The organism is Mesorhizobium sp. M0954 (assembly GCF_040319155.1).
Lineage (GTDB): Bacteria > Pseudomonadota > Alphaproteobacteria > Rhizobiales > Rhizobiaceae > Mesorhizobium.
Window position 1 is genome coordinate 1 of sequence record NZ_JAMYNR010000047.1, and the last position, 26,510, is coordinate 26,510.

27 protein-coding genes and 3 pseudogenes are annotated in these 26,510 nt (G+C 62.8%); 21 read left to right on the forward strand and 9 right to left on the reverse strand.

Annotation, left to right across the window (positions count from 1 at the left end; translation table 11 throughout):
• Positions 1-139: 139 nt before the first annotated feature.
• Positions 140-541: a curli-like amyloid fiber formation chaperone CsgH gene (gene csgH, locus NKH93_RS32430; RefSeq protein ID WP_352542636.1), complete on the forward strand. Its 402-nt coding sequence runs from the start codon at positions 140-142 to the stop codon at positions 539-541.
• 167 nt (positions 542-708) lie between these two features.
• Positions 709-1,122 carry a curlin gene (locus tag NKH93_RS32435; protein WP_352929357.1) on the forward strand — a complete coding sequence of 138 codons (414 nt, stop codon included), beginning with the start codon at positions 709-711 and terminating at the stop codon, positions 1,120-1,122.
• A 413-nt stretch (positions 1,123-1,535) separates the two neighbouring features.
• On the opposite strand, the gene NKH93_RS32440 is transcribed toward NKH93_RS32435, so the two are convergent.
• Entirely contained in the window at positions 1,536-2,678 is a 1,143-nt protein-coding gene (locus NKH93_RS32440; RefSeq protein ID WP_352929360.1) for an MFS transporter, read from the reverse strand.
• Positions 2,679-2,950: 272 nt separating this feature from the next.
• On the opposite strand from NKH93_RS32440, the pseudogene NKH93_RS32445 reads away from it, so the two are divergent.
• Positions 2,951-3,199, forward strand: a pseudogene (locus NKH93_RS32445) (glutathione S-transferase family protein); the annotation flags it as partial.
• A gap of 55 nt (positions 3,200-3,254) precedes the next feature.
• On the opposite strand, the gene NKH93_RS32450 reads toward NKH93_RS32445, so the two are convergent.
• Positions 3,255-4,925 carry an FAD-dependent oxidoreductase gene (locus NKH93_RS32450; protein WP_352542635.1) on the reverse strand — a complete coding sequence of 557 codons (1,671 nt, stop codon included), beginning with the start codon at positions 4,923-4,925 and terminating at the stop codon, positions 3,255-3,257.
• Positions 4,926-5,273: 348 nt separating this feature from the next.
• Between NKH93_RS32450 and NKH93_RS32460 the strand changes: the two genes are divergently transcribed.
• The 3 genes from NKH93_RS32460 to NKH93_RS32470 are packed head-to-tail and all read left to right on the forward strand — an operon-like array spanning position 5,274 to position 7,452.
• Positions 5,274-6,629, forward strand: coding sequence for a selenium-binding family protein (locus NKH93_RS32460; RefSeq protein WP_352542634.1), 1,356 nt, complete (start codon positions 5,274-5,276; stop codon positions 6,627-6,629).
• Positions 6,626-6,997, forward strand: a complete 372-nt coding sequence (locus tag NKH93_RS32465) for a 2Fe-2S iron-sulfur cluster-binding protein (protein ID WP_352474288.1) — start codon at positions 6,626-6,628, stop codon at positions 6,995-6,997. Before NKH93_RS32460 ends, NKH93_RS32465 begins: the two co-directional genes overlap by 4 nt.
• Positions 6,998-7,002: 5 nt before the next feature.
• Entirely contained in the window at positions 7,003-7,452 is a 450-nt protein-coding gene (locus tag NKH93_RS32470; protein ID WP_352975518.1) for a CoA-binding protein, read from the forward strand.
• A 76-nt stretch (positions 7,453-7,528) separates the two neighbouring features.
• Here the strand turns inward: NKH93_RS32470 and NKH93_RS32475 are convergent, their stop codons facing one another.
• From NKH93_RS32475 to NKH93_RS32490, 4 genes are all read right to left on the reverse strand, one after another.
• The gene (locus NKH93_RS32475; protein ID WP_352686769.1) at positions 7,529-8,773 is read right to left on the reverse strand and encodes an NAD(P)-binding domain-containing protein; all 1,245 of its coding nucleotides are present in this window, start codon (positions 8,771-8,773) and stop codon (positions 7,529-7,531) included.
• A gap of 41 nt (positions 8,774-8,814) precedes the next feature.
• Positions 8,815-9,372, reverse strand: a complete 558-nt coding sequence (locus tag NKH93_RS32480) for an OsmC family protein (RefSeq protein WP_023679231.1) — start codon at positions 9,370-9,372, stop codon at positions 8,815-8,817.
• Between the two features lie 316 nt (positions 9,373-9,688).
• Positions 9,689-10,201 carry an OmpA family protein gene (locus NKH93_RS32485; RefSeq protein ID WP_352771165.1) on the reverse strand — a complete coding sequence of 171 codons (513 nt, stop codon included), beginning with the start codon at positions 10,199-10,201 and terminating at the stop codon, positions 9,689-9,691.
• 10 nt (positions 10,202-10,211) lie between these two features.
• Positions 10,212-10,871, reverse strand: a complete 660-nt coding sequence (locus NKH93_RS32490) for a L,D-transpeptidase (RefSeq protein WP_352474291.1) — start codon at positions 10,869-10,871, stop codon at positions 10,212-10,214.
• 87 nt (positions 10,872-10,958) lie between these two features.
• On the opposite strand from NKH93_RS32490, the pseudogene NKH93_RS32495 reads away from it, so the two are divergent.
• Positions 10,959-11,237 (forward strand): annotated as a pseudogene (locus NKH93_RS32495) (NAD-binding protein); the annotation flags it as partial.
• A 12-nt stretch (positions 11,238-11,249) separates the two neighbouring features.
• On the opposite strand, the gene NKH93_RS32500 reads toward NKH93_RS32495, so the two are convergent.
• Positions 11,250-12,143, reverse strand: a complete 894-nt coding sequence (locus NKH93_RS32500) for a LysR family transcriptional regulator (protein ID WP_352780197.1) — start codon at positions 12,141-12,143, stop codon at positions 11,250-11,252.
• Between the two features lie 152 nt (positions 12,144-12,295).
• Between NKH93_RS32500 and NKH93_RS32505 the strand changes: the two genes are divergently transcribed.
• From NKH93_RS32505 to NKH93_RS32570, 14 genes are all read left to right on the forward strand, one after another.
• Positions 12,296-13,486, forward strand: a complete 1,191-nt coding sequence (locus NKH93_RS32505) for an MFS transporter (protein WP_352975474.1) — start codon at positions 12,296-12,298, stop codon at positions 13,484-13,486.
• Positions 13,483-13,953: a cyclophilin-like fold protein gene (locus NKH93_RS32510; protein WP_352771172.1), complete on the forward strand. Its 471-nt coding sequence runs from the start codon at positions 13,483-13,485 to the stop codon at positions 13,951-13,953. Before NKH93_RS32505 ends, NKH93_RS32510 begins: the two co-directional genes overlap by 4 nt.
• A 19-nt stretch (positions 13,954-13,972) precedes the next feature.
• Positions 13,973-14,368, forward strand: coding sequence for a (R)-mandelonitrile lyase (locus tag NKH93_RS32515; RefSeq protein ID WP_352780199.1), 396 nt, complete (start codon positions 13,973-13,975; stop codon positions 14,366-14,368).
• 25 nt (positions 14,369-14,393) lie between these two features.
• Positions 14,394-15,410, forward strand: a complete 1,017-nt coding sequence (locus NKH93_RS32520; protein ID WP_352975479.1) for a zinc-dependent alcohol dehydrogenase family protein — start codon at positions 14,394-14,396, stop codon at positions 15,408-15,410.
• A gap of 58 nt (positions 15,411-15,468) precedes the next feature.
• Positions 15,469-15,897 carry a lipocalin-like domain-containing protein gene (locus tag NKH93_RS32525; RefSeq protein WP_352780203.1) on the forward strand — a complete coding sequence of 143 codons (429 nt, stop codon included), beginning with the start codon at positions 15,469-15,471 and terminating at the stop codon, positions 15,895-15,897.
• Positions 15,898-15,937: 40 nt separating this feature from the next.
• On the forward strand, positions 15,938-17,119 hold the full coding sequence (locus NKH93_RS32530) for an arabinose transporter (protein ID WP_352780204.1): 1,182 nt from the start codon (positions 15,938-15,940) through the stop codon (positions 17,117-17,119).
• Positions 17,120-18,301: 1,182 nt separating this feature from the next.
• Entirely contained in the window at positions 18,302-18,913 is a 612-nt protein-coding gene (locus tag NKH93_RS32535; RefSeq protein ID WP_352975484.1) for a cupin domain-containing protein, read from the forward strand.
• Positions 18,914-19,029: 116 nt separating this feature from the next.
• Entirely contained in the window at positions 19,030-19,968 is a 939-nt protein-coding gene (locus NKH93_RS32540) for an ABC transporter substrate-binding protein (protein ID WP_352975487.1), read from the forward strand.
• 74 nt (positions 19,969-20,042) lie between these two features.
• Positions 20,043-20,840, forward strand: coding sequence for an ATP-binding cassette domain-containing protein (locus NKH93_RS32545; RefSeq protein ID WP_023721835.1), 798 nt, complete (start codon positions 20,043-20,045; stop codon positions 20,838-20,840).
• Positions 20,837-21,841, forward strand: coding sequence for an ABC transporter permease (locus NKH93_RS32550; RefSeq protein WP_352975494.1), 1,005 nt, complete (start codon positions 20,837-20,839; stop codon positions 21,839-21,841). The genes NKH93_RS32545 and NKH93_RS32550 overlap by 4 nt, the downstream gene beginning before the upstream one ends.
• Positions 21,842-21,845: 4 nt before the next feature.
• A complete protein-coding gene (locus NKH93_RS32555) occupies positions 21,846-22,934 on the forward strand; it encodes a phosphotriesterase family protein (protein WP_352975497.1) in 1,089 nt (362 codons plus the stop codon).
• 27 nt (positions 22,935-22,961) lie between these two features.
• Complete coding sequence (locus tag NKH93_RS32560) at positions 22,962-23,732, forward strand: glutamine amidotransferase (protein WP_352975500.1); 771 nt, start codon at positions 22,962-22,964, stop codon at positions 23,730-23,732.
• Between the two features lie 3 nt (positions 23,733-23,735).
• Complete coding sequence (locus NKH93_RS32565) at positions 23,736-24,644, forward strand: ribokinase (RefSeq protein WP_352975504.1); 909 nt, start codon at positions 23,736-23,738, stop codon at positions 24,642-24,644.
• Complete coding sequence (locus tag NKH93_RS32570; protein WP_352474307.1) at positions 24,641-25,471, forward strand: BtpA/SgcQ family protein; 831 nt, start codon at positions 24,641-24,643, stop codon at positions 25,469-25,471. The genes NKH93_RS32565 and NKH93_RS32570 overlap by 4 nt, the downstream gene beginning before the upstream one ends.
• A 32-nt stretch (positions 25,472-25,503) precedes the next feature.
• On the opposite strand, the pseudogene NKH93_RS32575 reads toward NKH93_RS32570, so the two are convergent.
• Both NKH93_RS32575 and NKH93_RS32580 read right to left on the reverse strand, forming a co-directional pair.
• Positions 25,504-25,885: pseudogene (locus NKH93_RS32575) on the reverse strand (type II toxin-antitoxin system VapC family toxin).
• Positions 25,882-26,127, reverse strand: a complete 246-nt coding sequence (locus NKH93_RS32580) for a type II toxin-antitoxin system Phd/YefM family antitoxin (RefSeq protein WP_352579659.1) — start codon at positions 26,125-26,127, stop codon at positions 25,882-25,884. The pseudogene NKH93_RS32575 and the gene NKH93_RS32580 overlap by 4 nt, the downstream one beginning before the upstream one ends.
• Positions 26,128-26,510: the final 383 nt, after the last annotated feature.

The window sequence follows — 26,510 nt, forward strand, 5'->3', positions numbered from 1 at the left end:
GGCCCGCCCGCATATGCCCGCGCGGGGGCGGCTCCATTTGGGCTCTCTTTCGCCCCCGCTCCCCAAAACACCCCCCCACCCGCCGCCGGGCGGCTTAACCGGCCGGGCCCGGCCGCTAGCCAAGCCAAGGAGACGAACCATGCCCCGCATCGTCAAGCATTCCCGCCGCGTCATGGCGGCACTCGCCCTGGTCCTGGTCCCGGCCGGCGCGCTGGCGACCATGGCCACCGCCGACCAGTCCGTTGGGCCGGTGCGCTGCGAGATCCGCGCCACGCCGGAAGGGGGCATGGTCTTGCTTGAGGCGCTTGCCTATGCCGACAGAAACGTGAGTGGCACCTATTCCTTCCATGTCGAAAGCACCGGTCGCACCGGCGGCACCAGCATCGAGCAGGGCGGCGCCTTCAGCGCTGCGCCCGGCAAGCCAGCTACGCTCGGCGCTGTCACGCTCGACGCAAAGGCCGGCGTTTACGACGCCAAGCTCGAAGTTGCGGTCGATGGCAAGAGCATCGGCTGCGCCGCGCGGGTCGGCGGCGCGACCTGATCGCACCGGCCAGTTCACGAAAAGGGCGTCGGCGTTCGGCGCCTTTTCTATGTGTGCCGAGCCGGGAAAAATGACTGAACGACAGCTGAACGACGGGTTCCGGGATGGTTCAGCCGCAATTCGGGAAGGTTGGCCATAGGCTGAGGCAGCCGGAAATGAAGACCAAGATGACCCGCAATATGTTCATAACCCTTACTGCCGCTCTCGTTGCCGGCAGCATCGGCCAGGTGGCGCTGTCCGCACCGGCCTACGCAGGAGGCTGGGTGTCGGTGACATTTGCTCCTGCCAACGCCCGCGGCGCCGGCGCCCTGGCGACCGGCCTGCGCGTCTATTCGAAGTATCGCGGCCTGCACGGCGCCAGAATCCGTCAGTCCGGACACGGTAATGCTGCTGGCCTCGGCCGGAACGGCCGCGGCAATCTGGGCATCATCCATCAGGAGGGCAACGGCCATTCCGCCATCCTGAGGCAGAACGGCAACGACAACGCCTACGGTATTTTCCAGTTCGGAAGGAACACCGAGGCCAATGTCGTGCAGAACGGCGACGGTGGTGGCGGCGCCATCTTCAGCTACGGCTGGTAACGGCCGATAATCGGGGCGCGAGCGGGACTCGATCCCCTTGCGCGCGACCCAATCATTCGGGCCGAACATCTCGGCAGAGCCGAAGATGACCCCGCGGCGTCCTCCTTGGGAGGTTTTTCAACGCGGGCCGATGTCGACCCAGCCCGCACCCCTCGCGCTGCGGCCCACATCGAAAAACCTTCACCGATGCGGACCTTCTGCAGCGGCTTTTCCACGCATAGCAGACGTTCGACGGAACGGGTGATCCTGCCCCGGCAAACACCGATGATGTCAGATAAAGTGCGGCAGACAATGTCACGAGGAAGCGAGGCGACATTTCACGCTCCGCGACAGCCGGAAGTGATCGACAACTTTCCAACGTTTTCCTTCGCGATTGACCCATCCTGGTCAAACACCCCAAACCGGCGGCTGCATCACCGTTCCTCCGGCGGCTTGAGGTGCCGAAACTGCAGCAGCAGCAGCAGATCGTAAGCGATCTTCAGTGCACCGCAGATGATCAGGGGCCAAGCCCGGAACGAGGCAGCGAACAGAGCGCCCGCCAGGGCGGGACTGGCTGCGGCAGCCAAACTGCGCGGTACCGATGTGAAGCTCGCGGCGGCTGCCCGCTCCGCCTCCGTGACGACCGCCATGACGTAAGATGAGCGCGTTGGGACGTCCATCTGCGAAAGCGCGGCACGGATCAGCAGCAGGGCGAGCGCCAGAGGAAGCGTCGGCGCAAGCGCCGCCAGCATCAGGGCGATGCTGGACGGAATGTGTGTGAACACCATCGTGTTGATGAGTCCGATGTGCCGCGACAGCCAGGCGGCAACGGGGAATGAGAACGCCGAAAGCACCCCGGACCAGAAGAAGAAAAAGCCCGCTTCCGAAAGCGACAGGTCGAATTTTTCGAAAAGCCACAGGGCAAGCAGCGACTGGACGAGGAAGCCGCCGGCAAAGGCATCAAGGCTAAAAAGGGCCGCAAGCCTGAAAACGATATTCCGCGAGGGGCCAAGCGCGGACGTGCTGCCGGAGTCCGACGTTGGACGGCGCCGCGGGATCTGCGCGTAAAGCAGACCGCCGAGCAGGCCCAGCAACGCATAGAGCACGAACATCGCCTTGATGCCGGTGAGTTGGTCGAGGCCGGCTGGAGCCAGAAGATCAGGGGTTGCCGAAGCGAGCGCGCCAACCGCGGCTGCGAGCGCACCCACAAGGCTGTAGCGCGCGAACATCTTGGTCCGCGCGGCGTCGGTGACTTCGCGTGTGAGCACGGCATGCTCTAAGGGCACGAATACGCTGACGCTGCCGGCCGACGGGTTGATGGTGCCTGCGAAGGCGATCACCAAAAGCAGCGCGTAGTCGTGGACCACAGCAAAGGCCACACCCGTGGCCACCATCAGACTGGCGGCGGCAAGCAGGAGTTGGCGGTGATCGTGTCGGGCACCAAGGAGTCCGACGGCGATGGTTAAGAGCGCTGAACCGAGCAGCGATCCGGTTGCTATGATGCCGACCTGCAGAGGCGCGAAGCCTAATGCGAGGAGATAGACCGGCAACAGAACGGCCACGAAGCCATCGCCCATGTCGCGCAGGGCTCGGGCCGCAAAAAGAAAAGTCGCCGGGCGGATCTGCTGCACTGGTCTAGCCTGCCCTCATCACCTGCGTTGGCGTCAACGGCTTTGGCAGCGTCGCTCGACAGGGCTGGGACATCATGACGGAGTCGCGTTAGACATTCCAGCGAGACGAAGGCCATGAAGTTCGGGACGTGGGTCAGAATTCCCCGTGGTCTTGCTTTGGTAATGTCCAGGAAGGGGCGCATTGCCGCCCGCCAGCCTTGGGGCCGCTGACGACCCGCGACGAGACCTGGCATAAGCAGCGCCTGCCCATGGTCGAGGATCGCATCCGTGGCCGGCTCGGCGAACTTTCCGATCGCCTGGGCAATGCCGACTGGCTCGATGGTGCGTTCAGGGCCGGTGACCTTCTGATGGTGGCGGTGCTGCGCAGGTTGAACGGATCGGGTATACTGGACGAATATCCGAACCTCTCCGCTTATGTAGCCCGCGGCGAAGTGCGGCCAGCCGTCAAGCGTGCTTTCGATGCTTAATTGGCGGTTTTCACGCCGAATCGACCGGCTGATGACATTCTGGTTACTTGACCCTCTAGCTTTGGTTGCGGTCTACTTTCTCTTCATTGGCCAGATACTGGTGGACGAAGGCGATGGCCATGCTGCCCTCGCCGACCGCCGAGGCAACGCGTTTGACCGGGCTCAGGCGTACGTCGCCGCAGGCGAAGATGCCGGGCGCGCTGGTCTCGAGCAGGTAGGGGTCGCGGCCATGCGACCAGAGCCCGGCCTTCTTCACGTCGTCGCCGGTCAGCACATAACCGCGTGCATCGCGCGCTACGTCGGCCGGCAGCCACTCGGTCTCGGCGTTGGCGCCGATGAACACGAACAGCCCGCCGCATTGGTGCCGGCTCACCTCGTTGCCGGTCTTGTCGAGAATGTCGATCGCCGTCAGGTGCGTCTCGCCGTGCACCGCCTGGACTTCGGAGTGAAGCTGGACCTTTACGTTGCATTTCGCCCTGAGCTGCTCGATCAGATAGTGAGACATGCTGTCGGCAAGCGAGGGGCCGCGCACCAGCAGCGTCACGCTGCGCGCATGGCCGGAAAAATGCATCGCCGCCTGGCCGGCCGAATTGCCGGCGCCGATCAGGTAGACATCCTGCCCATGCGTGCTGCTCGCCTCGCTGCGCGCGGCGCCATAATAAACGCCTTTGCCGATCAACCGGTCGAACCCGTCGATGGCAAGACGGCGCCAGGCGACGCCGGTTGCCAGGATGAGGCTGCGGGCGCGCACGACATCGGTGCCGTCGAGCACCACCTCGTGCGTCGTCGGGTCGATGCCGGCGACCGAACGGGTGACCAGGATTTCGGCGCCGAGCCGCTTTGCCTGCTGCAGCGCGCGGCTGGCAAGCTCGTCGCCGGAAATGCCGCTTGGAAAGCCGAGATAGTTCTCGATGCGCGAGGATGTTCCCGCCTGCCCGCCGGGCGCCTCGCGTTCGACGACGATGGTGCGCAGCCCCTCGGAGGCGCCATAGACCGCAGCCGCAAGACCGGCCGGTCCGCCGCCGATGATCGCGACGTCGTACTCGGCGCCGCGCGGGCGCGTCTGCAGCCCGAGGCGGATGGCAAGATCGCGCACGGCGGGTGCTTCGATAATCTCCCCGTCCGCCAGCCGGGCAACGGGACCATCGAGAGCCGGCCTGCTGAGGGCAGACCAGAAAGCCTCGGCATCCGACGTGTCGGGCAACAGCCAGGTGAACGAAATCTGGTTGCGGGCCAGAAACCGGCGCAGTTCGCCGCACGCCGTGTCCCAGCGATGGCCGACCAATGTGACGCGCGGCCTCTGCGGCTCGGCAGTGACGCTTTGCAGCCCGCCCATCCGCTCGCGGGCAAGCGCGCTGACCTTTTGGGCCACGTCCTTTGACACCGCGGCGATGGAATAATACTGCTGAACGTCGATGCGCATGACGCGGGAAAATTCGGCGGCGCGATAGCCACCGGGAAAACCCGAGCCAAGCGCAATCGGCACCTCGCCGAAGATCGTTCCCGGCAGACGCCAACCCAGCGTTCGCTCGATGCCGTCGAAGGTCTTTACGACTTCGATCTTGCCGGCGAGAACCGCAAACAGCGCGGCCTCTCCACCCTCGTGAATCGCGAACTCTCCGGGGCTGAGGTGAAGATCGGCCGCTGTCCGCGCCAGCCGCTCCAGCTCTGCCGCCGGCAAACCCGAAAACAACGGGATTGCTCCCACTTCATCACTTGTCAGCATGGCCCCTCGCGGGAGCCAGTTAGCGTTGTTTTTTTGCCGTGATCAATAAAAAAGCGAGGCGGAGCCGCGTTTTGGGAGAGAGCGCAACTTCCCCGTTGTTGTACCGTTGTTGTGGGGGAGATCGGCAGCCTCGACGCCATGTCACGCATGCTCGTAGCTCGCTCAATCCGGACGGCAGGTGGATGATCGTCGAGCCGTTCGCGCACGATCATCTGGCTGTCAACCCCGTCGGGCGCGCCTATTATGCCGCCTCCGCCTCCCCGGCCATAGCGCCAATGCCAAGCATGCACTAACATTCCAGCTTGCCCCTTTGGGGCTGGCGAGTGATCTGTTCAAAGGGAAGTACCCATGACCAATCATTGCTGTGGACCGGGCTATGCTTCTCCAGCCGAGGCGATGACGGCACCTCGCGAAAAGCTGCTCTATACGATTGCCATCTACACCGGCACGGGCATTCAGAAGCCGGACTATCTGTGCACGATTGATGTCGACCCGGAGAGTTCGACCTACAGCCAGGTGATTTCGCGTTTGCAAATGCCGGGTATTGGCGATGAGCTTCATCACTCGGGCTGGAATGCCTGTTCGTCGTGCCATGGCGATGCGAGCATGGAGCGGAAATATCTGATCGTGCCGGGTGTGCGCTCGTCAAATCTGCATATTGTCGATTGCGGTACCGATCCGCGCAGCCCGACACTGTTCAAGGTGATAGACGGCGCTGAAATCAAAGCCAGGACTAACCTGTCGGCGCCACACACGGTGCATTGCCTGGGCTCGGACATCATCGTTTCCATGCTTGGTGACGCCCAGGGCAATGCCCCCGGCGGCTATTTGCAACTCAGCAAGGAGTTCGAGATTGTCGGCCGCTGGGAAAATTCCATGGGCAGGATCAAGTTTGGTTATGATTTCTGGTACCAGCCGCGACACAACGTAATGGTCAGCTCGGAATGGGCCGCGCCCAATACCTTCATGCCTGGCTTTGACCTGGAAGAGGTTGGTCATCTGAAATATGGCCGAGAGATCCATTTCTGGGATTTTGAAAAGAAGGAGCCAAAGCAAACATTCTATCTCGGTGAAGATGGCTTGATCCCACTGGAAGTGCGATTCCATCATAACCCCGACAGCAGTCACGGCTTTGTTGGCGCGGCCCTTTCTGCAAATATCATCCATTGGTGGAAGAACGCGGCGGGTGACTGGCAATGGGAAAAAATTGTCGATGTCGGCAATGAGCCGCATCCCGCATGGCCGATACCAATACCGGGCGTGATCTCGGTCATTCTGCTCAGCATGGACGATAGATACCTCTATCTGTGCAACTGGTTGCATGGCGACATTCGTCAGTACGACATCTCGGACCCTCACAACGCCAAGCTTACCGGACAAGTGTGGATGGGCGGACTTCTCGGCCGTGCGCCTGAGGTCAATGGCGTGAAAGTGACTGGCGGGCCTCAGATGATACAGCTCAGCCTCGACGGCAAGCGCCTTTATGTGACGACCTCACTCTTCTCGACGTGGGATAATCAGTTCTATCCGGAAATCCGCACCAATGGCGGATGCATGCTGATGGTCAATTGCGATACGGAAAACGGCGGCATGGAAATCGATCCGCTATTCGTTGTTGATTTTGGTAAGGAACCAAATGGACCAAGCCGCTGCCACGAAACCCGTTATCCCGGGGGTGATTGCACGAGTGACATCTGGGTATGACCTGCTTCACCATCATTCTCGCCAATCAAGGCGGTGCGGCCTTTGACGTCGATCACCGCAAGCCCCTCTTGCAAAGCTTGCGCGAGCAGGGCGTGGATCTGCCGTATGGGTGCAAGTATGGCGGCTGCATAACCTGTGCGGCCAAAATAATCAGCGGCAAAGTCGATCAAAAAGCGCAGCGGGCGCTGAACAACCGCCAGATCAACAATGGCTATATAATCCTCTGCGTCGCCCGCCCTTTGAGCGACTGCACGCTGGAGGTCGGCGTTGAGAGCCACGACAAGCTCTATCGCAACCCCTTCCTTGACCCGCTGGCCGCTCATGAATTGAAAGCCGATATTGCGACCCCGTTGGAAGCAAAGAAATGACCCATATGAATCATGATGAGCCCTATTCGGAGGCTTATCTGCAAGACATTCTGAATTCGGTCAAAACCATCGCGATGGTTGGGGCCAGCCCCGATAAAACTAAATTTTCCTATGGGGTACTCAGGGTGCTGCACGAAATCGGCTACGACATGATCCCGGTCAACCCCAGTCCCGGTCTGGATGAGATTCGAGGGCTTAAGGTGTACGCGTCACTAGCGGCCATCGACCGGGCTGTGGATATGGTTGAGGTTTTTCGCCGCTCCGAAGATCTGTTGGAAGTTGCACAGGAGGCCATCGCAATTAATGCCAAGGTTCTGTGGGGTCAGATTGGGGTGCGCGATGACGCTGCCGCCCAGTTGGCGGAGGAAGCGGGCTTGAAAGTGGTGATGAACCGCTGTCCAAAGATTGAGTTGTTCCGCCCCTTCTGGAAGCCAAAGCTGCATTTGGGAATATGACTGCAGGGGCGCAGAATTCGGGGGTGTCGCGGCAACCAACCTGTTCCCTCTGGAGTCTCAGACGTTGATTCTGCTATCAGATTGAATTTTGCCCGAGGTACGATGCCAGATGATCGCTGAGATCCCGCGCGTCGTCGCCAGCGCCGTCGATCAGAGCAGACTTGCGGCGGCGCAGAAACTGCGTCCCCATCAGGTACAGGCCCGGATGTTCCGCTACACCGCCGTCGTGACGGACGTGGCCCTTGCGGTCGAGGACCGGCAGTTCCAGCCAGGAGTAGTCCGGCCGGTAGCCGGTGGCCCAGATGATCGTCCTGATAGCGTCTCCGGCAAGATCGAGGCCGAGCGGCGGGTTGTCCTCGACACGGGTCGGCGGCGGGCGATCCGGCGGCCCGACCGTAGCGTCCAGGCCGTTGGCGCGCGCCCATTCGTCGATGAGGTCGAGCAGCCGGGCCATCTTGAGATCGGAAAGCGCGCACATGTTGCGCAACGACCCCGCAAACTGGGCCTTGCCGTCTTCGGTGATGCCGGCAAGACGACCGATGAGCCGGACGCCGAGGTCGTCGAGCGCATTGAGGTCGAGGGTGATGCGGTCGGGCGTGCCGGCAAGCTGTAGCGAAGGAACCCGTCGCGCCCGCCTGATGTCGTCCACCTCGTCGTAACGCTCGTCGAGCACGCCGGCGGCGTCCATCCACCATTCCAGGTCCTTGCCGCGATAGACGCGGGGCGCCCGGATGTGCTCGCCCACCGACAGGGTCACTTGACGCCCCGAACGCTGCAGCTCCTGTGCGATCTGGGTGCCGCTCGACGACGCGCCCACCACCATCACGCCACCGTCGGCGACCTGACCCGGATTGCGGTAGGACTGTGCCGTCAGCATGGCGACCGACGGCGGCACGCGGCTGGCGACGTCGGGCAGGCGCGCGATGTTGCACGCGCCCGACGCCAGCACGACGGTCCGACACCGCCACTCGCCGCGGTCCGTGCGCACAAGATATCCCGCCCCGTCGCTGCGAACCGAGGTGACGGTCGTGTGGGTTCTGACCGGAGCCGAGATCGCCTTGGCATAGTTCCCGAGGAAGTCGATCACCTCAGGCATCGTCCGGTAGCCGTCGGGATCGTCGCCGTCATAGCGAAAGCCCGGCAGCCGGCTCTGCCAGTTCGGGGTGAGCAGCCGCAGTGAGTCCCATCGCTCGGTGCGCCAGGTATGGGCGATCTCGCCGCGCTCCAGCAGCACATGGTCGATAGAGCGCTCCGCGAGGCAGCGGCTCATCGCGAGCCCCGCGTGCCCCGCGCCGACGATCGCTGTGGTGACGGAACTAATCGCACCCTCTCATCAGGAGAGTCTACGGTTCGAAGCGCCTTTCAATTCACCACGACCGTGACGTTCGTCGGATTGGTGACAATGTCATAGACCGCCGACCGCTTCTGCGACTGAGCGACGATAGCCTCGATGTCCTCGCGCTTGGCGTCGGCGTCGATGTTGTATTTCACCGTGATGCCGCTGAAGCCGTTGCGCACGTCGCTGTCGATGCCGAGAATTCCGGCGAGATCCATGTCGCCTTCGATGGTCGCCTTCACCGACTTCAACTGGATGTTCCGGTTCTGGGCAACCGCGGCGATGCCGGCGGTCAGGCAACTCGCCAGTCCGACCAGCACGTATTCGACGGGCGTGGCGCCCTTGTCCTGGGAAGCGAAGACCTCCGGATGGTCTGCGTCGAATGTGAAGGTGGTCTTGCGATGCTGATCCTCGCCGAGACCGTAGAAGCTCTCGACCGACGAGTGGCTGTGGGTGCCATCCTTCCATTCGCAGGCCGCGCGCCACTTGAACTGCGCTGCCTCCGGGGCGTTGGTGAGCGCTTCGCGTGCGCCGAGCAGCGCCTCTACGTTAACACCGTTGTTTGCCTGTACTTCGGAAGCCATAATTATTATCCTCCCTACCTTGCACTGGCTCAAAAACCCGACCGATCTCACTGACCTCAGATTTCACCATGGCGCGGCATGCTATGGGTCGCGAAGCGTTTCTTCAAGTTGTTTCCGCAGCGGAATGTTCGCCCTCGTGTGCCGAGTTGTGCCTTTGCAGGCTCTGGCGCGATCACGACCTTCAGCGCGGTCAATCGCAGTGTCTGCTTCCGGGGGAGGCAAAGTTCGCCTCTATGGCCGACATTGCGGCGCAAAGCAGCCATACCGCCGTCGCGTGCGAGACTCTGCTTCGGGTCACAAGCAGAACAGCAGCCCCCTACGGCTCGTCCCTCTCATCGCGCAAATTAGACACAACGCGGCGGTTCTGCGACCTGCAGGCGGTGTCGGGGCACTCGCGGACGAGCCTGTCCTTGCCGTAGCCCTTGGCCCACATGCGGTTGCGGTCTATGCCGCCGGCGGCGAGGTAGTCCATCACCGCATCGGCGCGCTGCTGCGACAGCGCCATTTCCTTTGCGCCGGGATCGTCGGCGAAACCCTGCAGCTTGAGCAGCCAGCGCGGATGCTTTGCCAACCAGGCGATCTGGGTGTCGAGGGTGGCCTTGGCGACGGAATCGAGCGCGGCCGAACCTTGCGTGAAATAGGTGCGGCGGCCGACATTGAGGATAAAATCCTCCTCGCTGCCCGGCTGCACGTTCTGGAAGCCGGCAACCTCGGTGTTGGTGACGTCGGGCGTGGAAGGGGCCAGCGTGTTGCTGGTCGAGCAGGATGCGGCCAGCACCAGCAGGCCTGCGGCGAGCAGCCGGCGCGTGTTTTCAATGATGCGGTTCATGAGGCGCCAATCATTCGACAGTGGTGGAAGCGGGCGCCTGGTCGGCGATGTGCGGCAGGACCTGCACCGCGGTGCCGATCGGGCAGCGCTGGTAGAGGTCGATGATGTCTTCCGGGAACATGCGGATGCAGCCGCTGGAAGCGTCAGTGCCGATGCTCCATGGCTCCAGCGTGCCATGCAGGCGGTAGCCAGTGTCGGCGCCGTCGCGGTGCAGATAGAGCGCGCGCGGCCCGAGCGGATTGTTGGACGCGCCGCCTGCGATCATGTCCGGTAGCTCCGGCCTGCGCTTGCGCATTTCGGGAGGCGGGACCCAGTCCGGCCACAGCGCGCGGCGGTCGATCGTCGCGCGGCCGTACCATTTGAAGCCGTCCTTGCCGACGCCGACGCCGTAGCGGATGGCGGTCTTGTTTTCCATGATGACGTAGAGGAAATGGTGGCGGGTATCGACCACGACGGTGCCGACCGGCTCGCTACTGAAATACTTGACGATCTGGCGATGCCATCTCTTGTCGATCTTCGCGAAGTTGGTCTTGCGATACACAAAATTGTTGTCGCTGGCGGTACCGGCGAAAAAGGATTTTGCCGCCGCTGCTTGAGCAATATTGCCGGTTGCACCCATCGCGACCAGCGCCAGGCCGCCGAGCACGACACCCCTGCGTGATAAAACCATCGGCAATATTCCCCCTCATGCCAAAAGCATGGCGGACCATAGTTGAGAATTACTTCGCCTCAAAGTGGAAAATGCTGCGTTGCTTCAGTGCGCCGTGTCCGGACATTCGTCATTGCCGGGTTCGGGCGGGTAGACCGGGTGATCGGCAGATTGCTCGACGAGCGTGGATACAGGTGGGTTGCAGTCGACCTCGACGCCAAAAATGTAGAGCGGTCCCGGAAAGAACGTCTACCGGTCTTTTTCGGCAACGCTTCGCAGGAGGAGATGGTGGCCGCCGCGAAAATTGACAGCGCAAAGGCCCTGGCGATCACTCTGGACGACCCCGAGGCAGCCAAATCGGTTCTTGCGGCGCTGAGACGCAAACTGCCCGACCTCCCGTCAGATGCGATGGCGGAGCGCCTCAACGATCACCGCCATCGCAGGCGAGAGCTGTCGCCTGCTCGGGTAGTAGAGGTGATAGCCCGCAAACGGCGGACTCCAGTCATCAAGCACGAGCCTAAGGCATCCGTTGGCGATTTGGTGGCTGACGAGGTTTTCCGGGACATAGGCGATCCCGAAACCGCTTATCGCAGCCTCGATCATGGGAATGGACGAATTGAAGGTGAGTTGGCCTTCCACCCGCACACGAAGGTCGCGGCCATCCTTGGCGAATTCCCAGGCATATAATCCGCCGAACGTCGCCTGCCGCATATTAATGCAGTCATGATCGACCAGATCCTGCGGTGCGGTCGGAACCGGATGGCGGGAAAAGTACTCCGGCGAAGCCACGGCGACGAGCCGCCAATCCGGCCCGATGCGCACTGCGATCATATCCCTGTCGATGCTCTCACCAAGCCGCACGCCTGCGTCGAAGCGCTCCTCCACAATGTTCTGCATGCCGTTGTCGCTGTAGAGCTCGACGCACACGTCAGGATAGTCGCCGAGCAAGGGCTGCAGCTTCGGCCAGACGGTCGTCTGGAGCGCATGGTCGGACAGCGAGATACGGACCGTTCCGGAGGGTTTGTCGCGAAAGGCCACCAGGCTTGCGAGGTCGGCTTCGATTTCCTCGAAGCGGGGAACAAGAGATTGGAAAAGTCGCTCGCCGGCCTCGGTCGGTGCGACGCTCCGCGTCGTACGTGTCAGCAGGCGGACGCCAAGACGAGCTTCAAGCTCCTTGATTGTCGAACTCAGGGTCGACTGCGAGGTTCCGAGCTTGGCCGCCGCCTTGGTGAAGCTGCGCTCCCGCGCGACCGCCACGAACCAGAGCAGATCCTTCATGCCATCGCGCTGCATAGGGCACCTCCGGTCGGACATTTATATCATGAGCAGATAAGTCCATGCGAATTACTTAGTCTAATAGAATGGGTTCCTCTGCAATATCTTCCGGCATGGCGACGGGGATGGGCGGCTGATCCGCCCCAGTCGCCTTGCAAGGATGCCAAACTATGGAAACGACCTACGACACAAGGCTTGTCGAAGACCGCGCCGCATGGGGCGCGGTGCTGTCGATGGCGCTGTGTGTTTCCGTGCTCATCGCGTCGGAATTCATGCCGGTCAGCCTGCTGTCGCCGCTAGCGGCCGATCTCGGCATCACCGAGGGCCGCACGGGACAGGCGATCTCGATTTCGGGCGCTTTCGCCGTCGTGACCAGCCTGCTGGTCGCCGGCCTCACGCGCCGGATCGACCGCCGACTGGTCGTGACCGGCTTTACCCTTCTCCTCATCGTGTCCGGGCTCGCTGTCACCTTCGCGCCGAACTACGCGTTCCTCATGGTCGGCCGGGCGCTACTCGGCATTGCGATCGGCGGGTTCTGGTCGATGTCGACCGCGATCGTCATGCGCCTCGTGCCGCAAGACATGGTTCCGAAGGGTCTCGCCATGCTAAACGCTGGCAATGCCATTGCGGCCACGCTCGCCGCGCCGCTGGGCAGTTTTCTTGGCGCCTATGTCGGCTGGCGCGGCGCTTTCTTCCTCGTCGTGCCGCTTGGGGTCCTGGCGCTGGTCTGGCAGTGGACAAGCCTGCCGGCGCTGCCCCCGCGCCGGAGGAAGCGTCCTGGCAATCCGCTGGCGCTCCTCGGCCGTCTTCCTGTCGCCACCGGCATGGCGTCAATCATGATGCTGTTCATGGGTCAGTTCGCCCTCTTCACCTATCTGCGGCCCTTCCTCGAGAGCGTCACTCAGCTCGACATCGCCGAGCTTTCGGCGATCCTGCTGGCGATGGGGCTGGCCGGGGTGCTCGGCACCCTCTGCATAGGCCGGCTCTTGCGCACGCGCCTGTTCAGCATCCTCATCGTCATCCCGCTTGTCATGGCCGCGCTGGCCGTAGCGCTCATCGCGTTCGGTACGATGCCAATTCCTACAGCGCCGCTGCTCGTTGCCTGGGGCTTTTTCGGCACGGCCGCGCCGGTTGGCTGGGGCACCTGGCTCAGCCGCACGTTGCCGGACGACGCGGAGGCCGGCGGCGGGTTGCAGGTAGCCGTCATCCAGCTCGCCATCACCGGCGGTGCCGCCATCGGCGGCACGCTCTTCGATACGGTCGGCTGGTGGGGAGCGTTCACTCTAGGCGCGGTGCTGCTCTGCGGATCAGCGCTCGCCGCCTTTGCCGCATCGCATACGGCCCGGAGATCTTTGCCATGACCATCGAGCGTGCGCCGCTCAGCCGCAGGACATTGCTTGGCGCCGCGCTCGCGGTGGCGGCCCTGCCTCGCGCAGCCGCCAGCCAAGAAGGCGAAGCCCCTGTAAGCCAGGAGCCAACTGACATGAAGATCAGGATGATTTTCAACGGCCGCACCATGACCGCCACGCTCTACGACAATCCGTCGGCGCGGGATTTCTTCTCCATGCTGCCGCTCGACCTCAAGATCGAGGACTACGCGCATAACGAGAAGATCGCCTATCTGCCGCGCAAGCTGACTGAGGAGGGAAGCGGTCCGTTCGCCAACGAGCAGCCCTATGACCTGTGTTATTTCATGCCCTGGGGCAACCTGGCCATGTTCTACGCCGACTATCGCCATCCCGGGCTGATCAGGCTCGGCCGCTTCGACGATGGCGAGCAGGCCCTGCACATTCGCGGCGAGTTCCCGCTTCGCGTCGAACGCATTTGAGGACGCAAAAGAGAGCACCATGGATATTCTTCGCGCTGGCACGAGACCTTCCGGCAAGGGGCCACCTGACTGGTTCACCGGCACGGTGCGGATCGATCCGCTCTTCAATCCCTTCGATGCCGGGCGGGTCCAAGGCGCACAGGTGACCTTCGAGCCCGGCGCCCGCACCGCCTGGCATACGCATCCGCTCGGCCAGACGCTGATCGTCGTCTCGGGCCTTGGCCGCGTGCAGCTCGAGGGTGGCCTGGTCGAAGAAATCCGTCCGGGTGACGTCGTCTGGTTCGCGCCCGGAGAAAAGCACTGGCACGGCGCGTCGCCTCAGACCGCCATGACCCACATTGCCGTCCAGGAGGTCAAAGACGGCAAGGTCGTGGACTGGCTGGAACATGTCAGCGACGCCGACTACGGCGCCTGATCTTCTCCACTCGAAAGGAACCAAAATGCTCGCAACTGTTCTTCACAAACCGGGCGACATCCGCTGCGAGGAAATCGCCGATCCGAAAATCATGCGGCCGACGGACGCCATCATCAAGCTCTCGGCAAGCTGCATCTGCGGCTCGGACCTGTGGCCCTATCGCGGGCTGCAGCCGGTCGACGGCCCGATGCATATGGGCCACGAATATTGTGGCATCGTCGTCGAGGTCGGCGCAGAGGTGCGCACGGTCCGTCCCGGCCAGTTCGTCGTCGGCTCGTTCTGTCTCTCCGACAATACCTGCCCGCACTGCCGCTTCGGCTTCCAGTCGTCCTGCGTGCAACGCGAATTCATGTCGGGCGCGCAGGCACCTTATGCCCGCGTGCCGTTGGCGGATGGCACACTGGTCGCCACCGCCGAGGTGCCGCCGGCCGAACTCATCCCCGACCTGCTGGCCGTGTCCGATGTGCTCGGTACTGGCTGGTATGCGGCCGACGCAGCCGAGGTCCGAGAAGGATCGACAGTGGTGGTGGTCGGCGACGGTGCGGTCGGCCTGATGGGCGTGCTTGCGGCCAAGGAGATGGGCGCCGAGCGCATCATCGCCATGAGCCGGCACGTCAGCCGCCAAAAACTCGCCCGCGAGTTTGGCGCCACCGACATTGTGGCCGAGCGTGGCGAGGAAGGCGTCGCGCGCATCAAGGAGCTCACCAAGGACGTCGGCGCGGACTCCGTCCTGGAATGCGTCGGCACGGCGGAATCCTTTGACCAGGCGCTGGCCTGCTCTCGCCCCGGCGGCACCATCGGCTATGTCGGCGTGCCGCATGGCGTGAGCTTCGATGGCCAGAATCTCTTCTTCGGCCAGAAGCGCATGCTGGGCGGCCCCGCGCCGGTGCGCCGCTTCCTGCCCGACCTCATGGACCGTGTGCTCAAGGGCAGGATCAGGCCCGGCAAGGTCTTCGACCTCAAGCTGCCGTTGGCCGAGGTCGCTGAAGGCTACCGCGCCATGGACGAGCGGCGCGCCATCAAGGTCATGCTTTCGGTGTGAGCGAAGATAGGGCGGACGGCCTGTTCGCACCCACAAATCAGAAAAGGAACAACGACATATGACGATGAGATTGAAGATCGCTGCGCTTGCGCTTTCGGTCGCCACGCCGGCTTTGGCCCAAGAGTCCCCGATCATTGGCGCATGGCGCATGAGGTCGCTCGAAGCCGGTGCCGATGGAAACCTCAAGCCCGTGCCATATTCCGGCCAGCTCATCTTCACCGAGGCCGGCACCCTCTCGGTGCAGGCCCAGAACCCCGACGCCAAGGCGCCGGACACGCCTTATACAGCGAATGGCTACGAAGCCTATTACGGGCCGGTCGCCATCAACGACCAGGACAAGACCTTCGTCATCACGATCGAGTCCTCCGTGGTCCGCAATCTTGTCGGGAAGAGCATGAAACGCAAATTCGAAGTCTTGGACAACAAACTGGTCCTCACCCCGGACAATCCGGCCGAAGGCTGGCGCGTGACCTACGAACGTTACTGATCGGAACAGCCCGACTGTCAACATGTCGCCGGTGGCCACAATGGCGCGGACTTCTGACCGAAATGGCGCAATGGCGGAACTGGTGCCAATCATGGCGGCTGTCTTCGCCTGCTTCCTCCTGATCGGCTTGGCGCTACCCGTCCTGCCGCTGCATCTTCACCAGCAGCTCGGCTTCGGCCCCTTCGCAGTCGGGCTGGTGACGGGCAGCCAGTTCGTCGCCTCGATGCTGTCGCGCATTGGAGCCGGAAATTATGCCGATGGGCGCGGCGGCAAGCGGGCCGTCATCGTCGGCCTCATTGCCGCTGCCCTGGCGGGATTCATTTATCTCGGCTCGCTGGCATTGCTCGACCGGCCGGTAGCGTCCGCATCGGCGCTCTTCGCCGGCCGGGCGGTACTGGGCGCGTCTGAGAGCTTCATCATCACCGGCGGCGTCGCCTGGGGGCTCTCCCTTGCGGGCGGACAGAACTCCGGAAAGGTCATAGCCTGGGTGGGGACGGCGATGTTTGCGGCGCTCGGGCTAGGCGCGCCGATCGGATCTGCGCTTTACGCGGCGAGCGGCTTCGCCGCGATCGCACTCGCGACGGTCGGCCTGCCGCTTGCGACGCTGCTTGCCATCCTGCCTATGCGTGGCACCAGCCTCGCCGCGAGCGCCGCGCGACAGTCATGGACGAGCGTGGCGCAAGCGGTCTGGCTTCCCGGCGTCGGAGCTGCTTTCAGCAGCCTTGGCTATGGCGCGATCCTGTCCTTTGGCGCGCTGCTCTTTGCCGAACGCGGCTGGCAGCCGGTCTGGCTTCCCTTCACCGCTTATGCCGCGTCGCTGATCGCGGCAAGGCTGTGCTTCGGCCACCTGCCTGACAGGTTGGGGGGCGCGCGCGTCGCTGTGATCTTCGTGGCGGTCGAGGCGGCAGGGCTGATGCTGACCTGGCTTGCGCCCGGGCCTGTTCTCGCCGCCATCGGAGCGGGCCTGACTGGCCTTGGCTACTCCCTGGTCTATCCCGGTTTCGGTGCCGAGGCCGTAAGCCGTCTTCCGCAACGCAGCCGCGGCCTGGCCATGGGACTGTACACCGTCTTCCTCGACGTGGCGCTCGGCTTCGGCAGTCCGGCGCTCGGCTTGGTCGCTGGGTCGGCCGGGCTGCAATTCGTCTTCCTCGTCGTTGCGACGGCAACGCTTCCGGCCTTGGGCATCGCTCTGCTGCTGGGTCGCCGTAACGCTCCACTATAGCTAGTCTGTGCTCGAGATGTCGCGCAACCACGATCGCTCCCGCTTTGGGCGACGTCTGCTTCCGGGCAATGACAAGACCGACGTCTACGGCCGACATAGGGCGCAGAGCAGACGGTCGGGTTTCCAACCCGGAGCGACAAGAGCTGACCTTTGGTCGGCGCAAGTGTCGTCCTGACGTGACCCAATGCGTCTTCCGTTGCGAGCGTCGCTTGCTGGAGCTGCGTTAAGTCGGTCGGAGGCCAATGGTATTTTCAATGGAAAGCTAATATGCATGGAAACCCAACGAGCAGCGCCTGCCAGATACCTGAGGAATGCCATGCGAAGGCTCATCTTCACGGCGATGTGTATCGCCGCCGCAACAGCCGCTAACGCCCATGATTGGTACGAAGATAAGATTGACCCACAGACCAAATTCAAGTGCTGCGGCGGTTCAGATTGCCGCGCCATACCTCGGTCTTCGGTGCGGTCCAGGGTAGACGGCGGGTACACTTATTTGCCGCATAATTTCACCATCCCACGTGACCGTGTACAGGAATCCCCGGACGGGCAATACCATATCTGCGAAAATAAATATGTTGTAACCAATCAGTTGTATTGGCGTTGCTTCTTCGCACCTCGTGTCGATGTATCTATACTTCTAAAGCATTAACCGCGCGTCGCTTCCGCAACTTACATCAGCAAGGTGCTAGGTCCATTAATTCTGTTGGACTTTCTTCAAAATTGCCGAAGCTCAAGCGGTGCGCGACTGCCCCCAGCGATTTCATTGAGTACGTCGCGGCTATCGAGAGCCTGCGCACCTGGTGTAACTCCATGGCGCGCTGCCGCGGGTGACTTCTGGGCGCGCTGCGCAATTCGGTGACAGTCCAGATTTTATCGTGTCGGCGCGGCCGTGGTTGTGTAGATTGGCTGCGTGGCCCGCCTTGCCCGCATTGTCGTTCCAAGTCCACTCGCCACGTGATGCAAACGCGGTAACGGCTGGCGATTTCGACCACGATGGACAGCCAAGCGATAGGGGATAACTGGCGCGGGATCATCAGCACGGTTCATGCGGGAGCGGCATTCGCCGGATGAGGTAGCTGCGGCTGCAGTCTCGAATTTGACGCATCAGCACTTGCAAATCGTCAGCCGAGGTCTTTTGCTCGCGCGATAGTTGCCCTTGACCGTTGAATGGTTGGCGAACAGATGAACAAAATCGATCGACGGCGGCCAGAATCAGAAACGGACGCCACCGTAAATGCCGCAAGACTTGGAACTCGGCTGCGCCTCGCCCGCCAGACACGCGGCATGACGCTGAAGACGCTGGCCGCGGCTGCGAATTGCTCGGAAAGCCTGCTGTCCAAGATCGAGAACGGCAAGGCTTCGCCGTCACTGCCCATGCTTCACCGCCTGGTCGAGGTTCTCGACACCAACATCGGCTGGATGTTCGAGCAAGTCGATGACGACGAGGCGATCGTATTCCGGGCGGGCGCAAGGCCTTTGATCGCGCTCGACGCGCTACGGCGTGGGGAAGGAATTTCGCTCGAACGTATCATCCCGTATTCGCCTGGCCACCTCTTGCAATGCAACATCCATCACATCGAGGCAGAGGGCTCGAGCGAAGGTCCGATCCAGCATGCCGGCGAGGAAGTCGGCTACGTGCTCGCCGGGCGGGTCGAACTGATCGTCGACGGCAAGCGCCATGCTCTCGCCACGGGTGATGCCTTCGTGTTCAGGTCGGAGCTGCCGCATCATTACCGCAACGTCGGCGAGGAACGCGCTAGCATTTTCTGGGTCAACACGCCGGCGACTTTCTGAGCAACGCTGTGCGTTCATTTGGATTGACAAATATTCAAGTCTCTTGAATGCTTGCCTCGTGCCTGTAGCACCAACGGGACCAGCCGAGGTCTGGTCCGCAAGCAAGGGGAACCGAAATGCGTCTGTTCAAACTTCTCGCCGGCTGTGCCGCCGCCATTGCCATGGGCTCGGCAGCCATGGGATCGGCGCTTGCCGATACGTTCGCTCTCGTCAACATCAACCAGCAGGCCCTGTTCTTCAACCAGATCAACGAGGGCGCGCAAAAGGCTGCCGACGCCGCTGGCGCCAAGCTGGTCATTTTCAACGCCAACAATGTGCCGAGCGCGCAGAACGACGCGATCGAGAACTACATCACGCAGAAAGTCGACGGCATCATTCTGGTCGCCATCGACGTCAACGGCGTCAAGCCGGCGATCACTGCAGCCAAGGCGGCCGGCATTCCCGTCATAGCCATCGACGCGCAGATCCCCGACGGCGACAATATTTCGTTCATCGGCGTCGACAACACCAAAGCCGGCGAGGACATCGGCAAATTCTACGCCGACTATGTGAAGACCGATATGGCCGGCAAGGCCAAGATCGGCATCGTCGGCGCACTCAATTCATTCATCCAGAACCAGCGGCTCGACGGCTTCAAGAAGGCGGTGACCGAAAGCGGCCAGGGCGTCACCTTCCTCGACACAGTCGACGGCCAGAACGTTCAGGAGACCGCGTTGAGCGCTTCGGAAAACCTGATGACGGCCAATCCGGACATGAACTCGCTCTATGCGACCGGAGAGCCGGCCTTGCTCGGCGCCGTTTCGGCGGTGACCAGCCAGGGCCGCACCGGCGACGTCAAGGTGTTCGGCTGGGACCTGACCAAGCAGGCCGTTCAGGGCATCGATGACGGCTGGGTGGTGGCGGTCGTGCAGCAGGATCCGGCCGGCGAAGGCAAGGCCGCGGTCGAAGCGCTGGGCAAGATCAAGAAGGGCGAGAAAATCGACCCGATCATCAATATCCCGGTGACGATCGTGACCAAGAAGAATGTCGACCAATATCGCGGGATGTTCAAGTAAACTGCGTCGGCGACCGAGCCGCGGCGCCGCCCGAGGCTGCGCCGCGGATCCCTTGCAATCGCGTGGAATTCCAGATGAGCAGTGGCCAGACCTATCGGGTGCGGATGAGCGGCATCTCAAAGCGCTACAACGCCATCCAGACGCTCGATGACGTGTCGCTGACGCTGAAGCCGGGCGAGGTGCTGGGGCTGGTCGGCGACAATGGCGCCGGCAAGTCGACATTGAGCAAGGTGCTGTCGGGGGCAGTGGTTCCCGATGCCGGCACCATCGAGATCGACGGCAAGCCGGTGATCTTCAGCTCGCCGGCGGACGCACGTGCGGCGCGCGTCGAGATGGTCTACCAGGACCTGTCGCTGTGCGACACGGTCGATGTTGCCGGCAATCTGTTTCTCGGCCGCGAGCCGCGCCGCCGCATCGCAGGCATTTCCTTTCTCGACAAGAAGCGCATGCATGACGAGACGCGCCAGATGCTCGATCGGCTCGGTATCGTGATTGCAGACACGCGGCTCAAGGTCGAAAACCTCTCCGGCGGGCAGCGCCAGTCGATCGCGATCGGCCGCGCCGCCTCGTTCGAGCCGGCCGTGCTGATCATGGACGAGCCGACGGCAGCGCTTGCCGTGGCCGAAGTGGAGGCGGTGCTCGAACTGATCCGCGCAGTCAGTGCGCGCGGTGTCAGCGTCATCCTGATCACCCACCGGCTGCAGGATCTGTTCCTCGTCTGCGATCGCATCCAAGTCATGTATGAAGGGCGCAATGTCGCCGAGCGGCTGATCGGCGAGACCAATATCGAAGACGTGGTCAATCTGATCGTCGGCCGGAAGTTCAGTGCGCGTTCCGCCACCAACGGCTATCGCGGTGGAGCGCCGGCATGAGCGACGCGATCCACACCGCCCAGCCCTCACGAGTACGCAGGGGCACCTGGCGCGATGCGCTGCTCGCCAATGGCAGCGTCGTCTCGATCGCGCTGTTCTTTCTGGTCGTCTGCATCATCTTCTCGGTTGCGACCGACGCGTTTCTGACATCGCCCAATCTGTTGAACATCCTGCGGCAGTCGGCGCCGCTGCTGATCGTCGCCGCGGCAATGACTTTCGTCATCACCACTGGCGGCATCGATCTTTCGGTCGGCTCCGTGCTGGCGCTGGTGGCGACGCTGTCGGCGACGGTTTTGCAGTTTGGCCTGCCGTGGCCAGTCGTTATCCTCGCCATGTTGGCGCTCGGTGCCCTGCTTGGGGCGGTACAGGGCTATTTCATTGCCTATGAGGGCATCCCGTCCTTCATCGTCACGCTTGCCGGGCTTTCGGTGATCCGTGGCGTGGCGCTGCTGATCACCGGCGGCTATTCCATCCCCATCGAGCCAGGAAGCGCTTTCACCGTGCTGGGCCGCGCCTGGTTTCTTGGCGTGCCGGTGCCGGCGCTGATCGCGCTGGCGATCCTGACCATCGCCTATCTCGCCTTCAACGAGACGCCATTCGGCCGCTATGTCACCGGCATTGGCGCCAACGCCGAGGCGGTGCGGCGCGCCGGCGTCAATACGCGGCAGACGACGCTCTTCGTCTATGTGATTTCCGCCACCGCGGCAGCCCTTGCCGGGATCATTATTGCTGCCCGGCTTGGATCGGGATCTTCGAATGCCGGCCAGGGTTTCGAGCTGGAAGTCATTGCCGCCGTCGTGCTCGGCGGCACCAGCCTGTTCGGCGGCCGCGGAACGATCATCGGCACGGTGCTCGGCGCGCTGACCGTGGCCGTCATCGGCAACGGCCTGATCCTGGCGCATCTGTCGCCTTTCCTGACGCCGATAGTCACCGGAACAATCATCCTGATCGCCATCTGGCTGAACTTCCGCCTGTTTCGCGGCGCCGTGCGGAGCCGTTGAGCCGATGAGCGATCTGTTCGATGACGCGGTGCCCAGGCGACGGCTACCAATTGGCGTCGAAACCGGCCATGTGATGACCGTGCTCGGCCCGGTTCCGGTCGAGGAGATGGGCATTACGCTGATGCACGAGCACATCTTGCTCGATGGCGCGCGCAGCTGGAAATGCCCCTGCCATCCCGATGACATGGTGATCGCCGAGCAGCCGGTGAACATCGAGATCATCGGCGAGTTGCGCATGAACCCATACGTCAACCGCGACAACGTCTCGCTCGACGACGCCGACCTGGCGCTGTCTGAGCTGCAGCGCTATCGCGCGCTGGGCGGCCACACCGTCGTCGATGCCACCAATATCGGCATCGGCCGCGACCCCGAAAAGCTCGCCCGCATCAGCCGCATGTCCGGCCTGAAGATCGTCATGGGCACCGGCTTCTATCTCGAGCACACCCATCCCGAATGGCTGAAGGCGATGGATGTGGACGCCGTGACCGAGTTCATCGTCAACGATGTCGGCGGCGGCGAGACGCAGCCGCCGATCATGGCCGGGCTGATCGGCGAAGTCGGCGTCAGCAAGGATTTCACCGCGGAGGAACGCAAGTCGCTGCGGGCTTCGGCGCGCGCCTCGCGCATAACCGGCGTGCCGCTGTCGATCCATCTGCCTGGCTGGGAGCGGCTGGCGCACGAGGTGCTCGATATCGTCGAGGCCGAGGGCGCCGATCTTCGCCACACCGTGCTCTGCCACATGAACCCGAGCCACGACGATCCCGACTACCAGAAAAGCCTCGCCCGGCGCGGCGCGTTCCTCGAATACGACATGATCGGCATGGACTATTATTATGCCGACCAGGACGCGCAATCGCCCTCCGACGAAGAGAACGCACGCGCCATCGCCGCCCTTGTCGAGGCGGGCTTCGGCGACCGCCTGCTGTTGTCGCAGGATGTGTTCCTCAAGATCATGCTGACGCGCTTCGGCGGCTTCGGCTATGGCTATATCCTGAAGCATTTCATACCGCGCCTAAAACGCCACGGCGTCGAGCAGCCGGCCCTCGACCGCATGCTGATCGCCAATCCGAAAAGCGTATTCGCGCGGCTCTAAGCGGCCTGGAATTACACTGGAGTTCAAATGTCCAAGAAGAAGATCCTGCTTGCCGGCGAATCCTGGGTGTCGACCGCGACCCATATCAAGGGTTTCGACCAGTTTCCGACCGTTACCTACCACACCGGCGCAGACGAGTTGCTGGGCGCACTGAAGGCGACCGACTTCGACGTCATGTTCATGCCGGCGCATGAGGCGCAGCGCGGCTTTCCACAGACCATGGAGGCGCTGTCGGCCTATGACGCGGTCGTGCTCTCCGACATCGGCGCCAACACGCTGCTGCTGCATCCCGACACCTGGGTCCACTCCAAGCCGACGCCGAACCGCCTGCGCCTGCTCCGCGATTACGTCAGCGGCGGCGGCGGTCTATTGATGTTCGGCGGTTACTACAGCTTCCAGGGCATCAATGGCGGCGCGCGCTACCACAAGACCGCGGTCGAGGACGTGCTGCCGGTGAACTGCCTGGCATTCGACGACCGCGTCGAGGTTCCCGAAGGCTTTGCGCCGGTGCCGAAACCAGGGTCGAGCCATCCCATCCTCAGGGGTCTCGGTTCGGATTGGCCGATCCTGCTCGGTTTTAACGAGGTGACGCTGAAGGACGGGGCCGAGGTCCTGGCCAGCGTGTCGTCGGACTATGGCTCGCTGCCGCTGCTTGTCACCGGCCATTACGGCAAGGGCCGCACCGTGGCCTGGACATCCGATGTCGGGCCGCATTGGCTGCCGCCGCAATTCATCGCCTGGCCAGGCTACAAGACCCTGTTCGAACAGATGCTGGGCTGGGCGACCGGTGAGAGCTGAGTCATGCATGTCCACGTCGTCGGCAATGCCTGCGTCGACACCATGTTTCGTGTCGGCCGCTTCCCTGCCGCGGGCGAGACCTTGAATGCCGTGAGCTACGCCGACGGTCTCGGCGGCAAAGGCGCCAACCAGGCGGTCGCAGCAGCACGGACTGGTGCAGAGGTGACGTTCTGGACGGCGCTCGGCAAGGACCCCGCAGGCGCATGGATCAGGAGCCGCCTCGACAGCGAGCTGTCAGACCTTGAGGTGAGCGAATTCGAGCTGCCGAGCGACCGCTCGACCATCGTCGTCGATAAAGGCGGAGAGAATTTCATCGTCAGCGGCGTCGCTTGCAGCGAAGCCTTCGATCCGGTGACGCAAACAGCACTTGTCCGCTGGATCGCTCCCGGCGACATCCTCGTCTGCCAGGGAAATTTACAGACTGCCGTGACCAATTCCTGCCTCAGAGCAGCAAAGGGGAACGGTGCGCGCACCGTTCTCAACGCCAGCCCGATCGACACGGCCTCGCTGCCCGATCTCGGCCTGGCGGAGGTTCTGGTGGTCAACCAATCCGAAGCGCAAATCTTGACCGGCCGGGATGACATGACAGCAGCCGCTGGCGCGCTGGTGGCCAAAGGCGCAGGCACCGTCGTCATCACCCTCGGTGCCGCAGGCTGTATCGTGCTTGGCACGGACCGGACGGAACCGCTTCGTTTGCCGGCGCTGCGAGTCGAAGCGCTCGACACCAGCGGCGCGGGCGATGTGTTCTGCGGCTGTCTGGCCGGTGGGCTTGCCCGGGGCATGCCGGTCATCTCGGCGCTGAAGCTGGCGCTCGCCGCCGCCGCAATCGCCGTGACACGGCCGGGCACACTGGCATCCTGTCCTTCCGCCTCCGAGATGGCGGCGCTCATCGATCAAATGGAGCTCTCATGACCCAGCTCGGCCAATCCGGCGGCGACGCGCTCGTGGACCTTTTCGGCCGCACAAAGGTGGTGATCGGCGTCGTTCATCTGGCGCCGCTGCCCGGCGCGCCGCGCTATGACGGCGAGGCTATCGAGGCGATCTACCAGCGCGGGCTCGACGACGCCAAGGCCTATCTCGACGGCGGCTGCGACGGCGTCATCGTCGAGAACCATGGCGACATCCCGTTCGCCAAGCCTGATGATATCGGCCCGGAGACGGCGGCCTACATGGCGGTCGTTTCCGACCGCATCCGCCGCGAACTCGGCAGGCCGATCGGCATCAATGTGCTGGCCAATGCCGCGATCCCGGCCCTGGCGATCGCCAGCGCAGCCGGCGCCGGCTTCGTCCGCGTCAATCAATGGGCAAATGCCTACGTCGCCAATGAGGGTTTTGTCGAAGGCGAGTCCGGCCGCGCGGCGCGCTACCGCGCCAGGCTGCGCGCCAACGGCATCCGCATTTTCGCCGATGCGCATGTCAAGCACGGCGCACACGCCATCGTCGCCGACCGCCCGGTGGAGGAACTGGTCAAGGACTTGGTCTTCTTCGACGCCGACGCCATCATCGCCACTGGCCAGCGCACCGGCCACGCCGCAGATTTGGGCTACATAAGCATGATCAAGCAGGCCGCCGGCCTGCCGACGCTCGTCGGCAGCGGTGTCACGCCGGACAATGCCAAGGATATCCTCGCCATTGTCGACGGGGTCATCATCGCCAGCGCGCTGAAGCACGACGGCGTCTGGTGGAACCAAGTCGACTCTGCTCGAGTAAAGGCTTTCATGGGTGGTCTGAAGCGATAACTGGACTACCCTACCGCTTGGGGTCCGCTTGATCAGAGACGACGGACGGGCGCAGGATACTGCGCGACCAGATCGTCGACGGTCAGCAAAGTAATGCCTTCCACAATCGATTGAGCAATCAGGATCCGATCGAAGGGGTCTTGTGGATGGGTGGAAGCCCCTCCACCGCAACGGCATGCTCGCCGGTGATTGGCAGCTCATGATAGCCATTGTCGATCAGGCCCCGACGAAAAGACGCGCATCGACCCTGAAGTCAGGGCGGCCCAGACCGCGTTTAATGGCAATCTCCCAGGGAGTTGCGGCGCTGAACGTCAAGTGGTTATCGGCATTCTCGATCTCAGCGAGGGCTGGCGGGAGCTTTTCGGGCTCGCCCGCCGCCCAGAGCAGAAGGTGGGTATCGAGAAGAAGTTTCATGCATCGCCGCCAAACAGCTTCTCGATTTCGTCATCGGCCATGCGATCAAAATCGTCCGGAACTGAAAACCGCCCGGCCATAAACCCCACCCGACGCATTTCGCCGGCCGCAGGTGCGTCTATGGCAACGACCTTGACCATCGGCTTGCCGGATTTGGCGATAATGAAGGATTCGCCTTTGGCCGCCCTGTCGACAAGACGAGACAGATGCGTCTTGGCCTCGTGGATATTGACGGTGCGCATTGCGGGCCTCATGACTTAGTCCATGCAACTTAGTCTACATGGGGCCCCCGATTTTCGGGCGTATTTCAGTCAGTGAAGGATGCTGGAGGTGGCCGACCCTCTCGGATCGGCCGCATGGCACGACTTCAACAAAGACGCGTAATCGATTGTCTGAACTGCATGTTTGTTGGGACTACGTCTCACCTGATGTTGGCCGAACCTGTTGGTCCGCCATACGAGGTCGGAGTTCACAGGAGCGATTTTTGCCGAGCAGATGCTCTACGTTGCGCTAGGGGCCGGGGAACGAACCCGCTGCGCGGGAGGGGCGCCTGCGGTTGAGGTAGAGATCAAGAACCGGTCGTCGCGCTCGCGTTGAGCGTCGTTCGGCTCGAGCAGAGCATGGC